Genomic DNA, 13276 nt, shown 5'->3' with positions numbered 1-13276 from the left:
GCTTACTTTGATTTCTTTCGATTCTTCCTTATCGAACTTCTCTTGTGGGATTGGCTTTTTACCGTGGTCTTCACGGTCTTGATTAATCTCTTCTTGAAGGCGTTCTTGATAAGAACGTGTTTCCTTGCGAACGACTTTCTTTTCAAATTTGCGCTTATTTGCACTTGCTTTTACATGTGTAGAATCAATGAATACATGTTCAGTACTAATTAATTTCTTCTCCATAGCTTGCTTTAAGATACGATAGAAGATTTGTTCAAAAAGATCTGTGTCTTTAAAGCGACGCTCGTAGTTTTTTCCAAACGTTGAGAAGTGTGGCACTTTATCGTGGAAACCGTAACCTAGGAACCAACGATAGGCCATGTTCGTCTCGATTTCCTCGATAGTCTTACGCATCGAGCGAATACCGAAGGTATATTGAATGAATGTGAGTTTAATTAAGATAACCGGGTCAATACTTGGGCGACCTAATTCTGAATACATATCTTTCACCAAATCATAAATAAAAGAGAAATCAATTGCCGACTCAATTTTACGAACCAGATGGTTCGTTGGAACAAGTTGTTCTAAAGCAATCATTTCAATTTGATCTCGTTGAATTGAATTATGTTTTGTAAGCATTGTAATCACCTCAAGATTTTATACTTCTATTATAAAAACAAAAAAGACTGTAGACAAACTCGATTTTTCGAGTTTGTCTACAGTCTGAAATCGCAATCACCAGGTAGTGTGATTGCGATTTTTCTTATTTTTGAAAATTAGGTGTAAAACATTTTTGTAATTTGAAAGTCGCTGCTGAAGCGTAAAACCAAGCAGACCTAATACAAAAATATCGTTACTATAATAGGCAAGGGTATTAATTAGTAAACCTCTTCCTTTTAATCAGTTAGAGCAGTAGATAGCGCTTAGTAGATAATAATTTATTTGTAGGAAGAAAATCAAAAAGACTCAGAATAAATCTGAGTCTTAACTTCTGTTTACTTCCCCAGTAGTCCCATTAAGCCTTTAAATATTAGGAAAAGAGAGAAAATCACAATAGCTAAAATACCGATTAAGGTAGTTATTGGCTCTAAACCTGATATGAAAGTACCTGTTAAGGGAACCTTTAATAATGCAAAACCAGCTAAAATACTAGCTAACATTAAAAGAATAAATCGATCCATTCTGTTACGCCTCCTCTCAGTACATTATATGAACAAGTGAAAGGTAAGTTGAATCAAAGATAAACTTTTATGAAAAAATGTGTACATATCATAATAACTTAAAGACTGGATAGAGTTCTCTCACGTTTGGTTATTCCATTTTACCTTGAAGAGACCAATATAAAGGATTATCTTGAACATATGGACCATCATATTACCAATCAAATCCTAATTACAAGTTAATGCCTAATATTGATTATTTTATTCAACGAGGCAGGTTAGTTGAACAAGGAGAGCTGAAATTAGGTTTAAATTTCTAATATTGTCTCAAAAGTGATTTTTTAGGGGGGCTTACATATGAGTGGAAATGCAAAAACTCCTGAACCACCTTATTACGCAGTGATTTTTTCTTCACAAAGAACTGAAGTAGACAGGGGTTACGGGATAATGGCGGATAAAATGGTCTCGGTAGAAGGGATTCTTAGGTCTCTAAAGTGCACGGGACGAAGGATTAGGAATTACAGTTTCGTATTGGGTTTCTTTACAATCCATAAAAGATTGGAAGGGAAATTCAGCCCATTGAATAACACAAAATAAAGGGGAAACAGAGTGGTATAAAAAATTTTTTCTCAAAGTTTGTAAAGTAGAGAGACATAACTTTTTTGAAATGTGACAATTGTTATTGTGTTTTTTATTCACGGTATGGCTCAGGGAACGATGCGATTACGATTAGAACACATATCGATCAATGGGAACCGAACTTTCGTTATGATGGACGATATGTTTGTATTTATGAATCAAATAACCTGGTTGCGACATCGAAAGTTTCGCCAAATGGTTAAAAGATGGTCTTGCAATTACATTTGTCAGATAGGATGATTGATTTGCCCCTGGCATTCTGCTTTGATTCAGAGCATGAATCATTTGTTCAGCTGTCATTATTCCTAACCCGTGACCAAAATACGTACCATCTCCTAAAACAACGGCATTCTCCCCTCTCCAGTGAGGGGTTTTCGGGTTGAAGTCCGGATTTTCAAAATATACGACATCTCCAGGCAAAGAATGGCCAGTATAATATGGTTTTATTTGGAGTTCAGAATCATATTGCCAGCCGTATAAATAGATGTTGTTTTGAAATAATTGATTAAATAAGGATTCTCCCATCGAGTTTAGGACAGCATGGTAATAGATAATGACCTTTGCCGTAGCACATTCAAAAGCATATTGTGAACTGTTCATGTAAATATCTTGAATCGCGTCTGATGGTTTTACTCCATGCCGCAGCAGGAAGCCGCCGGTACTCGTCAAATGCCAGTATTGAGGATTACAACGGGAATTTGCAAATATTTCAAACGGCACATTGCTTTGATTCATGGCTCTTGCACTTAATATGATATTTTTTCGTAACTTAAGCTCAAACGATAATTCACCTATGGATTGATACGAGTAAACGACTGTATCTTCAATCATCCGTTGAATGATCATACTTTCAATACTACCAGACGACCACATGTCGCTTTGTTGAAAAGGCATCCCCGATAGTTGAATCATAATATACCTCTTTCCAAGTTCGAGAATAAATTTACATTCTTACCTAGCATATTCAAGAATCGTTTTAATGTGTAGCAATAACAACTCGTATTTATAATTCATTATAAGAATGGTGGAGTTCATATCCGAACTGGTGGAACAACTAAATTGATTTACTGCTTATTCAACTAACGGGTGCTTTAGTTAAAGATCATCGAGTTGCTTTGGCATCTCTTTTTTTCTTGTTCAACTAACGGGGCAGGTTAGTTCAATAACGGGGTTGGTTTAGAATTGGTAAATTATGTTATAATTTATTTATAAGGGGGGGTTTGAGTGATGAGAACTAAGATTTTTGAATGGATTGGTTTCATTATCGTTTGCGTCTCGATATATGCTAATGCATCATTTCGTGCAGATGGTACTAACACGGGGACAGGAATAAACTTAACAGTAATCGGGATGATTATGGGTGCAATTCTTACTTGTACTTTTTTCTATATTAGGAAGTTTGGAAATAAAGGGGTACATAATAAGTCGACAAATTAACCTGCTATTTTATCTCAACTGCTATAACTAACGGGTGCTTTACTTCAATAAGGGGTTAGCACTTTCTTATTGTACTAAAGGGGCAGTGTAGCACAAATGAATAAAAACCACTTTTATCAGCTATTTTGGTTACTTGCAATATGGTTTTCAGCTTTCTGGGTATTATTTGGATGCTCTTATTTTGTGGGGAATTTCTTAATAAAAGATGTTCTCGATATGGAACCATTATATTTAATGATAAGTATGTCACTCCTTTTCTTTACATCAAGGAGTGAATATAGAAAAGCGAAAAAAGAATGGGTAAAAGTATGAACTTTGTTCAAATAACGGGGCAGGTGTTCATGCCAAATAGCCTTCCATTAGTCTGATTTTGAAAGGTTTTATGTTATTTAGTTATATTTAGGTTCTAAGCTATATCTTGGAAAGTGGTTCTATTCTTTAAAAGGGCAAATATCCAATGTAAGAACTTATTTACACAAGCTATTACAGCTACTTTAAATGGCTTTCCTTCTTTGCGTTTCTTGTCGAAAAACTCTCGTATTCTTTTGTTACGAGGCATGATTTCATCAGTTGTTTTTTTACGACAATCACGAATGGCACAACGAACAGCCATATACAAGGCATATAAGTCTATTTGATCCTCTTTTAGTGATTCGATTTTTAGTGGCAGAGAATTTAGCAGATTCAAATACTCTAGGATCAGCTCAGCGAAAGCTACAAGCTTTTAGGATCATAAAATCGATCTATCTCACCAATTTCAGAAATAATCGTTGCCGCGATCTTTTCTCCAATTCCTGGGATAGATTTGGCTGCCGCAGCTTTAAGCTGAATAGCTTTTTCTTTTGCCCACCTGATTGATCGACTTTTACATAATCAAAATATCTTGTCTGTAATTATTTCTTCACTTGCTCTCAAAATATCCTCGGTAGAGGGAAACTCTGAAAGAGTTAAGAGTGGCACCGCCGAATATAAATCTCCAAAAACCACTTTATATTCAGGAAACACTTTTCAAGCACTGCTTGGAATTGAAGTTTTGTTTGAATCATGACTCCAGTTATATTTTCATGGTGTCTTGTAAGATTGATTTAATAACTGAACTCCACGCTTTTTATATGGCTCTAACTCCTCTTTATAGAACAACTCACAGAGAAGATAGGCATCATCGGCATCTGTCTTCACTTTTCTTAAACTTGATTCTCTTGCTTTGTATGAAACGGATTGAAAATAATCAATAAATATCCTCGTTCTTCCAAGTAATGACGACAGGAGTTTGATAATGCCCTGTAGCTTCTAAAACTATTGAAGGCTTCTTACCAGTCACTCTTTTCACATCCTCAAGAAACGCTACAAGATAACTAAGCCCCTCAACAGTATGAGACACTTTAAAACTCTTACGATATGGTTTGCCTTTATCTAAAAATGCTTGAACTTGACTTTCCCCTTTTGAAATATCCAGACCAACGACTGGATTCATTCTAAATCCTTCTCATAAACTAGTAATTTGCCAGTAACACAGACAGTCATTTATGCTGTTCGAAATCAACTTGTTCCGTTTTATGTCACTCTTGGTATAGTACTTTTGTTTTAAGCAGGTATAGAACCAAGAACAGCAAAAGATACATCCTAGGTTTAATTTTCAGAAAAGTAGAAATGTGGGATGATAAGGGTTAATTGGGCAATGTTTCTGAATATTGAATGAATAAATGCTGAATAAACGCCCAGTTGATACTAGATTAGTTGAAAAATTTTAATAACTTGATGTTGAAAGACAGATCAGTGTATTAAATGTGAAGTTAAGTCATCAGCACGAAACCTTTACATTTTTACAAATATATTAATCTACTATTTAGTTAGGCAGGGGAGAGGATTAATGAGGAAAAGGAGAAACAAAAAAATTATTATTAGAATCATTGTTTCGTAATTCATTGCACTACATATGTAATAAAGAGACAGAGACTGGGAGGAAAGAAAATGGGAAAAAAAGCAAACAATAAAAGTAAGTTCTTAAAAAGCTTAGCTGTATTTGCTCTATCATCTAGTTTTATTTTAGGTTCTATTGTACAAGTACCAACTACTGCGAAAGCGGTTAGTTATTCGAATACTGAAAATTTACTTGCTAATTTAACACCAGAACAAAGAGCAGCACTTAACCAGATGACTACAAATGAATCAACAGGTCTTCAAATTTCTTCTGATATTGATTTAACGACAACAGAACAAACCCATGTAATTGTCGAGTTTGCAAATAAACCAGCAAAAGTTGCTAAGATTGAAGCGGCATCAGAAGGTCAACAACTATCATATTCTGAAGCATCAAATTTAGTTGATCAAGATCATGAAACATTTCAAAAAGATTTAGGACAAGTATTAGTTGATGAAAAAAGTAAAAAAGTAAATTATAAGGTTAATCGCTCATATAAAAATGCATTAAATGGTGTTTCAATGAGTTTACCTGCAAATCAAATTCAGAATCTATTAAAATCAAAAGTTGTCAAATCAGTTTGGAGTAACGAAACGTTTACGATTGATCCGCCTGTTCAAGGAAAAGATAATGATCAATTAAAAGCAGATGAATTCAATATTGCAACTTATACACCTTATGATGGATTAAACCGTTTACATGCAGAAGGCTATACCGGTAAAGGGATTAAAATCGGTATTCTAGATACTGGAATTGATTATAACCATCCAGATTTAAAGGATGCTTATAAAGGTGGATATGATTTTGTAGATGATGATAATGATCCAATGGAAACAACTTATGCGGATTGGAAGAAATCAGGAAAACCTGAATCTAATGGATCATCGGTTTATTACACAGAACATGGTACACATGTTGCTGGGATTATTGGAAGCCGTGGAGTAACGGATAGTGAGTATACAACAATTGGAGCAGCACCAGAAGCAGATATTTATGCGTACCGAGTGCTTGGACCATATGGCAGCGGACAAGGTGACGACATAATTGCAGCTGTCGATCGAGCTGTGAAGGATGATATGGATGTTATTAATATGTCATTAGGTAATTCCCTTAATGATCCATTATATGCAACTTCAATTGCTGTAAACAATGCAGTATTAAGTGGAGTAACAACCGTTGTTGCAGCGGGGAATAGTGGCGATAAAAATTATACGCTAGGTTCACCAGGTGCTGCAGCCTTAGCGTTAACTGTCGGTGCATCATCTGTTGCAATTGATATTTATCAATATGCAGGTGCACATAATGGGAAGAATTACAATTTAAGACAATTAGCAAAAAACTATACAGATGATTTATCTGCATTAAAAGGAAAAACTATCCAACTTGTTGATGTGGGGCTCGGAGATGACTATACAGGCAAAGACGTAAAAGGGAAATTTGTACTCATGAGCCGAGGAGTTTATACATTGGCCTCTAAAATTGCGTATGCCAAGGAACAAGGTGCTGCTGGCGTTATCATGTATAATGATGAAGCAAACAAGGGCGAGGGTGCAATTCAGTCCTTTTTAGGTGAATCAGTTAATTCGATTCCTTCATTCTCTGTTTCAAATGAAGAAGGATTAACGATCTTGGAAGCATTAAAAACTGGTAAAACTGATTTCACATTTGGCGATTTTACTAAGATACAAACAGCATCCGATGAGTTAGCAGCATTTAGTTCAAGAGGTCCTTCTCGTGTAAATTATGATATTAAACCAGAGGTTGTCGCACCTGGAGTATCAATCCTTTCAACCGTTCCATTTTATGTAAATGATAAAACTGTTGATGGATCAAAAGCTGAAGACTACAAGTATGCTTATCAACGATTATCAGGTACATCGATGGCAACACCTTATGTGGCAGGTGTTTCAGCATTATTACTTCAATCGAGTAAAGATCTTGAGCCAGCTGATGTAAAAGCGATTTTAATGAATACAGCTGATCCATTAGCAAAAGATTATAGTGTGTTTGAAGTAGGAAGTGGTCGTGTTGATGCATATGAAGCAATTCATTCGAATGTTGAATTGGAAGTAGTAGATGAAACACCTACAAGTATCAATGGAAAACAAAAGTTAATCAAAGAATTAACGGGCGGAATCAGTTTTGGTTCATATGGATTTGACGACCAAGATATTTATGATTCACGTAAGATTACAGTGAAAAATAGAAGTGAACAAGCAAAAACATTTAGTGTAAATGTTAAATTCCAAACAGGATTAAGAGGTTCCAAAGATGCAGCTCAAAATGGAGTGACCTTAACAGGTCCAACTTCAGTTAAATTAAATGGAATTAGTCAAAAATCAATTAAATTTGACTTAAACATTCCGAAAACAGCCGAAAAAGGAACATATGAGGGATATATAGTATTTACAAATAAAGAAGATCCAACAGAAACGTATCAAATTCCATTTGGCGGACGTGTTATTAATGAAGGGATTGATACCTTTACAGTACGAAATCCAATGTATTCTGGTGATACACTTTGGCCAGAAAAAGCCATGCCAGCCCTTGGTTTTCAATTCTCATTAAAGTCCTTTATGAAGACTTTAGATGTAGTATTACAAGATTCAACGGGTCAAGATATTGGTTTCCTAGGGTCTTTTGATCCTCGATTATTGAATGAAAACCAAGATAATTTTATTACTTTTGGATTCACTGGGATTTACTATCCGTTTACAGGTGATTCGAAAAATCCGATTAACAGTGATTATGTTTATGCAAAAACAGGTAACTATAAATTAAAAATGATTGGAACAAATGGTCAGGGGAAAGTATTTACGAAAGTCGCGGATTTTATCTTCGAAAAAGGCAAGCCAACAATGACTTCAAGTTTTGATTCGTTAGATCAAAAGGTTATTGAATATAAAGACAGTCAATTCGATTCAAATGGAGAATATTTATATGATTTCAATATTAATGTAAATGATCCTGAAGTGGCTGATGCTAATCGTGTTGGAATTCCAATTGATCAATCAAGCAATGCAGTGGTTTCATTCTACGATAGTCCATATTCAGCAGAACCAATTAACACTGATAAAAATGGAAATTACAACGATCAAATACTAGTGAAAAAAAGGTCTACACCTTTAAAAGTTCAGTTTTATGCTTATGATGCTGCAAGAAACTTTACTTCAGATGCTATGTCAATGCTAAGGGTAGCTTATGTTTCTAATACTTACCCTTACTATTACTTAAAAGCAAATAAACAAGTCGCTTCAACCGGAGATACTATAAATTATTCAATTCGTTCGAATAATATTAAAAACCTAAAAACATCAAAGATTACAATTCCAGTATTAAAAGACAATGGTGACTTAGCTACAATTAATAATGTTGTTGTAAGTGATGCAGTTAAGCAATATGGCGATGCAAAAGTATCTGTAACATCAATATCAGATGATGTTTTTACGACTTATACAATTACTTTTAACTATTTCGGAAATAAAGCATTACCAGAAGATATGCAATTAGTTAATTTCGATTTAAATACAGTTAAACATCATTCGCCAAAGTCATCTTTCTCTGTCAACTGGTTTAACATGGAAATGACTAGTACTACAATTGATCAATCAAATGCAGTAACAAATAATGTATATACTTATATGGATAGTGTTAATATGAAAGAAAAATATTCAAGGATACAGGGTAACTTGAATTTAGAAGGAACGACTGATCCTTTAACAGGCCAACAGAATTACGCGTTAGATCAAACCAAACTTGGTGCAAAAGTAACTGTAACGTCATATGATGGTAAAACTGTTTTTGAGGCTCCAATACAAAACAAAAATGGAAACTACACTGCAGATGGAATGAATGCTGATAAAAATGCTTATACACTAAAAGTAGATGTACCAGGTCATTTTACGATGTATAAGTCGTTTGAGCTATCAGATGACGTTCGTGGAGAATTAATCGGAAACAGAAGAGTTTTTTCCACTCGAGCTAAAGCTGGGGATGCAAATAAAGATAATGTAATTGATATAATGGATGCATTATATCTACAAATAAATTGGGGAACAAATAAATCAGGTGCAGATTTGAACTTCGATGGAGTTGTTGATAAAAAGGATATGGATCTTCTTATTAAAAACTATGGATTACAAAATAGTACAGTTCCGAATGCACCTAAAGCGAAAACTTCGTATAAAGGTTCTACATTAGATACTGTGTTAATTCAGTTAGGATTAAAATAATCCTAAGCTGGTTTCTATAATCACACGAAGAACCATTTGATGGCTTACTACAATAAATAGACAGTAATTAAATAGGATTTTAAGAAACCTTAGCCCTTTATTTTATTGGGTTAAGGTTTTTTAATTACTTTTGAAATCAATCACTCTGCGTTCAAAAAGCATCAGTTCCATAAGTGTACATTTTAAATATCTGGCTGACCTTATAATACGATCGGGGCTTTTCTGAAATATCCATGCAGTGCAGATGTTCCAGGACGATCTTCAACAATCGGGCGCGATTGCAGCACAAGGAGCAGTAGCTTTTTTACTAGGATTGGATGTAAGCTTCGCTGGTACTACCCCAAATATGCAGTTAATAGAAGAATTGCAGGCAGATCGGGAACGGATGAAAGAAATACAGGAGCGATTGAAGCGAATAGAGGAAGCCGATCAAGAGCGGGCAAAAGCAGATCGGGAAAGGTTTGATCGTATAGAAGAGCATTTAAAGCAGCGTGAGCAAGTAAAAAAAGTTTTCTTTGGGTGTGCGGAAATAGGGGGTAACTGGCAACTGGCCAAGCTCAAAATTATTTGGGTTTTAACTGGCCACTGCTTATGGGCAGTATAAGCATAATCTCTCTTGTAAACCTTCTAAGACTTCTTCTGGTACTTCCCTGACCTTGATATCCCCACCCAGGAAAAGTAGCCAATTTGTTATTTCGGTCAATTCTTCGGGCTTATTAACATTGATAAAAGTCTTTAGAATGGCTGTGGTTTGGTAAGGATTCGTATAGGAAATTGAAACTTTTAAAGGATGGTATTTTTTGAACTGGGCAATCGCTTTTGGACCAAGTTCAAGGACAAGGTTGATTACTTCTTCCTGCTTACTTAGTTTTTCTAAAATCTTTTTCTTACTTAATCTTTTTTTCGTCGGGTAGGGTTTGACACTGGTGAGATGCTCGACAGGAAAAATCTGCTTCTTTTCTTCCTTTAAGTCAAAGCCTTCAATCAGCCAAAGGCTTTTTTCATTATAAAGGTGCAAGAGATAAATTGGATAAGACTTTATTACCTTCTCTTCTTTGATGGTAATCAATAAATAGCTATCCAAAAGAAGGGTTTGGATGAGTTTTTCTAACATGGGATGGGGGAGGTCTGAAAGATCAAGTAGGTCGGGATTATTGGGGTTGGTCCCTTCAAAAAGCAAGATTTGATTTAAAAGAACAAGGTCATTTTGCTGGTTTTCTGAGATGAGGCCTAGTAATTTTTCAGCTAAAGACTGACGACTCTTTAGATAGGGGAGCTGTTGATTTCTTGTGGCCATAAAGGCAATAAAAAGAGCTTTGACCTCATTATCGGTAAAACGAACAACGGGCAGGACAGAGTTGTGCATGACAAAATAACCCCCATCCCTTCCAACTTCAGCGACAAGTGGCATCCCCATAGCCTCAATTTCTCTGATATCTCTAATAGCTGTCGAACGAGAGATGTTAAATTCTCGCATGATTTCAGAAATTGTAAAGTGAGCACGGTTGTTGATATACCGCATGATGATATTAATCCGTTCAACTTTTTTCATCGGGACTCCTAAACAGTATCATTTTTTGACATGATTTAAGGCTATCATAAACTTATCAAGTGAAGAAGACAATTCATTTGATTAATTTAAAAAAGAGGAAGGTTTTGAATATGGCAGATTATACCCTAGAAGAAAAAGACAGCTTTACCGTTTTAGGTGTTGGAACTGAGCTTAAGAGCGATTACACAGACTTTGCTGGCATAAACAAGGAAAAGTCAGACTTTTGGCAGGCCTTCAGCCAAGATGGAAGGCTTGACACTTTAAAAGCCATAGCCACAAATGACTACGTTTTTGCCGTGAACGAAGCGGTGAATAACAAGATGATGCATTATGCTGGCGTCATGACAGAGGCATCGGCACCAGAAGAAGCCAGAGTAATCCAATTTCCTAAGGGGGAATACCTAGTTGTTAATGGGGAAGGGAAGACGGCTGATGAATTGAATAATAAGCTTGCTGGCCTTGCCTTTGGTCAAGTTTTGCCAGAAGCAAAGAATTTTGCCTATGTTGGTGGGCCAAATGCAACGGTTGAGATGGGGCAGCGAAACGGCTTAGTTTTTGGTGAAATGTGGATTCCTGTTGTTAGGAAATAAAGAGATAAAAGGAGGGATGGAAATGTCCTATATCGTTGATTTTAAAAATGTGTCTACGGTTGGTTTAGAATCTTCACCTGTAGTAGAAGCACTTGCTGGGTTACGTGCTAATGAAGCCCGTTACTTTATGAACAAATACAAGCATGAATTTACGGTTGTACCAGTTAGCGAAAGCCAGGAGACCCTTGATTATGTGAACCGAATTTTGAAAGAAGAACGTGATATTGAGTTTGCGGCCAAACCTTTAGAAACGTCGCGTTTTCAACTGGAAAATATCGAATTTGCCTACGTCTTTTATGAGGATGGTCTTGAGGTCAACGTCATGTATACGGTTGATGGCCCTAAGAAACGGGCCGTTGGTTTTAAGCTTTCTGAGGGGATGGAGGTACCAAAGGAATTAGAAGGGAAGTTTAAGTTTGCTAGGCAGAAGTCTAAACTAGCTGGAACAATTCGGGGCTCGTATTTTGTAATTAAAGGAGAATATTAAAGTAAGCAAAAGCAAGCGCAAGTCCTTGTTATTCCATTAAAGGGCGCGATTGTGGAACAACACAGACAGAAAATGATCAAACTTTTTTATAAAACCAAACTTAAATCTGCTGAAAAAGAATCCATTTTGATCAATCTTTCTTCAAAATGGATTCTTTTAATTTATCGTAAAATATGGGGTTTCGCGGTATTTTTATTCAAACTTTATTCCAAAGCAACAGCTGACCATTTACCTGAACCGATATTGCCGTATCGTTTGATTAATCAGTTGGACTCTTGGATGATGACTTCTTTATTCAACTAACGGGGCAGGTTAGTTAAAGAAGCATAATCAAAGGATTTGGGTTATTTTTCCCATATACTGTATAATTGAATTAAGATAATATCGGTATCCGAATATTCAACTCTGGGGCAGTTTTAAAGAATTATTTTGGGGGGAAAGTTTTGTTATATTTATCTTTATTTATTGGTATCGTTTTAATTGTCATTATAACTAAACTTACGCAAATTTTTAAATTATCAAGCATCTGGGAGTTGATTGGTCAGATTAGTGCTTCACTTGTAATAATAATGCTCGGCAAACTTGATGTTAGTTATTTTAATCTAATTTATGGTAATCAAATCGAATTAGGATATTTAACGATTCCATTTTCTTTATTATTTATTGTAGGTTTTACAAATGTAATGAATATGGAAAAAGTGCAAAATCATTTAATATTACTGTTACCATGTGTTTCTTTAGTTTGTCTTTCTATATTGGCTTTCATCATGGGATATTCATTTGTTTCAATAACGGGGATTTGTGCTAGTTTAACGATTATGTTGATTCTGCTATACGGCTATTATTCGGGTAAAGTATTTGTAGGTAGGACACTTACTACATCAATAGGTTTTATAATTGCAGTACTTTCACTAGCTCTTAAAACAGTTTATATTCCTTTATTTACGTTAGCACTACCTTTCGCTCTATATTATTTAATTCAAAATAAATTTACGTCTGTACAATCAATTACAATTAGCTCTTTGATGGGTATTCTATTTAGTGTATTAATGTTTATAGTCCCTTTAAATATATTATGGTATCTTGTTGTTGGGTTAACGGTCATTTTGGTTATCACGCAATTGTCTCGTAGATATCGCTTTATTTAGAAAAAAATTTCGATTACCGAATCTTAGGGGGCTTTATCAACAAAAAACTAAAGCCCATCTTCAACAAACTGGTGCTTTACTTCAAGAAGGAGTAAAGCATTTTTTGCATTTTTTCTTATTGCACTAAC

At 35.3% G+C, this 13276-nt stretch carries 11 protein-coding genes and 2 pseudogenes; 8 read left to right on the top strand and 5 right to left on the bottom strand.

Features of this window, described 5'->3' with window-relative positions:
- Both C8K15_RS16080 and C8K15_RS16075 read right to left on the bottom strand, forming a co-directional pair.
- Positions 1-621: transposase (locus C8K15_RS16080; RefSeq protein ID WP_146173669.1), on the bottom strand; the 621-nt coding region annotated here is incomplete at its 3' end.
- A 356-nt stretch (positions 622-977) separates the two neighbouring features.
- Entirely contained in the window at positions 978-1163 is a 186-nt protein-coding gene (locus tag C8K15_RS16075) for a hypothetical protein (protein WP_108587385.1), read from the bottom strand.
- 336 nt (positions 1164-1499) lie between these two features.
- On the opposite strand from C8K15_RS16075, the pseudogene C8K15_RS20935 reads away from it, so the two are divergent.
- A pseudogene (locus tag C8K15_RS20935) lies at positions 1500-1815 on the top strand (antibiotic biosynthesis monooxygenase family protein).
- 56 nt (positions 1816-1871) lie between these two features.
- On the opposite strand, the gene C8K15_RS16065 reads toward C8K15_RS20935, so the two are convergent.
- Positions 1872-2693, bottom strand: coding sequence for a protein-glutamine gamma-glutamyltransferase (locus tag C8K15_RS16065; RefSeq protein WP_108587384.1), 822 nt, complete (start codon positions 2691-2693; stop codon positions 1872-1874).
- 315 nt (positions 2694-3008) lie between these two features.
- Here C8K15_RS16065 and C8K15_RS16060 point away from each other — a divergent pair, with 315 nt between their 5' ends.
- The gene (locus C8K15_RS16060) at positions 3009-3218 is read left to right on the top strand and encodes a hypothetical protein (protein WP_108587383.1); all 210 of its coding nucleotides are present in this window, start codon (positions 3009-3011) and stop codon (positions 3216-3218) included.
- A gap of 406 nt (positions 3219-3624) precedes the next feature.
- On the opposite strand, the pseudogene C8K15_RS16050 reads toward C8K15_RS16060, so the two are convergent.
- A pseudogene (locus C8K15_RS16050) lies at positions 3625-4692 on the bottom strand (IS110 family RNA-guided transposase).
- A gap of 497 nt (positions 4693-5189) precedes the next feature.
- On the opposite strand from C8K15_RS16050, the gene C8K15_RS16045 reads away from it, so the two are divergent.
- Both C8K15_RS16045 and C8K15_RS16040 read left to right on the top strand, forming a co-directional pair.
- Positions 5190-9371 carry a S8 family serine peptidase gene (locus C8K15_RS16045; protein WP_108587381.1) on the top strand — a complete coding sequence of 1394 codons (4182 nt, stop codon included), beginning with the start codon at positions 5190-5192 and terminating at the stop codon, positions 9369-9371.
- 238 nt (positions 9372-9609) lie between these two features.
- Positions 9610-9975 carry a hypothetical protein gene (locus C8K15_RS16040; protein WP_146173668.1) on the top strand — a complete coding sequence of 122 codons (366 nt, stop codon included), beginning with the start codon at positions 9610-9612 and terminating at the stop codon, positions 9973-9975.
- Here C8K15_RS16040 and C8K15_RS16035 read toward each other — a convergent pair.
- Positions 9961-10923, bottom strand: coding sequence for a helix-turn-helix transcriptional regulator (locus tag C8K15_RS16035; RefSeq protein ID WP_108587379.1), 963 nt, complete (start codon positions 10921-10923; stop codon positions 9961-9963). The genes C8K15_RS16040 and C8K15_RS16035 overlap by 15 nt on opposite strands.
- A 110-nt stretch (positions 10924-11033) precedes the next feature.
- On the opposite strand from C8K15_RS16035, the gene C8K15_RS16030 reads away from it, so the two are divergent.
- From C8K15_RS16030 to C8K15_RS16015, 4 genes are all read left to right on the top strand, one after another.
- Complete coding sequence (locus C8K15_RS16030; RefSeq protein WP_108587378.1) at positions 11034-11513, top strand: GyrI-like domain-containing protein; 480 nt, start codon at positions 11034-11036, stop codon at positions 11511-11513.
- A 22-nt stretch (positions 11514-11535) separates the two neighbouring features.
- Positions 11536-12000 carry a phage tail protein gene (locus C8K15_RS16025; RefSeq protein ID WP_108587377.1) on the top strand — a complete coding sequence of 155 codons (465 nt, stop codon included), beginning with the start codon at positions 11536-11538 and terminating at the stop codon, positions 11998-12000.
- Positions 12001-12072: 72 nt separating this feature from the next.
- Entirely contained in the window at positions 12073-12303 is a 231-nt protein-coding gene (locus tag C8K15_RS20930; RefSeq protein WP_233260536.1) for a hypothetical protein, read from the top strand.
- Positions 12304-12443: 140 nt separating this feature from the next.
- On the top strand, positions 12444-13148 hold the full coding sequence (locus C8K15_RS16015) for an MraY family glycosyltransferase (protein ID WP_108587376.1): 705 nt from the start codon (positions 12444-12446) through the stop codon (positions 13146-13148).
- Positions 13149-13276: the final 128 nt, after the last annotated feature.

This window comes from Paenisporosarcina sp. OV554 (assembly GCF_003058165.1).
GTDB lineage: Bacteria > Bacillota > Bacilli > Bacillales_A > Planococcaceae > Paenisporosarcina.
The sequence above is the reverse complement of the archived record's forward strand: the minus strand, read 5'-3'. Positions and strand labels throughout refer to the sequence as shown.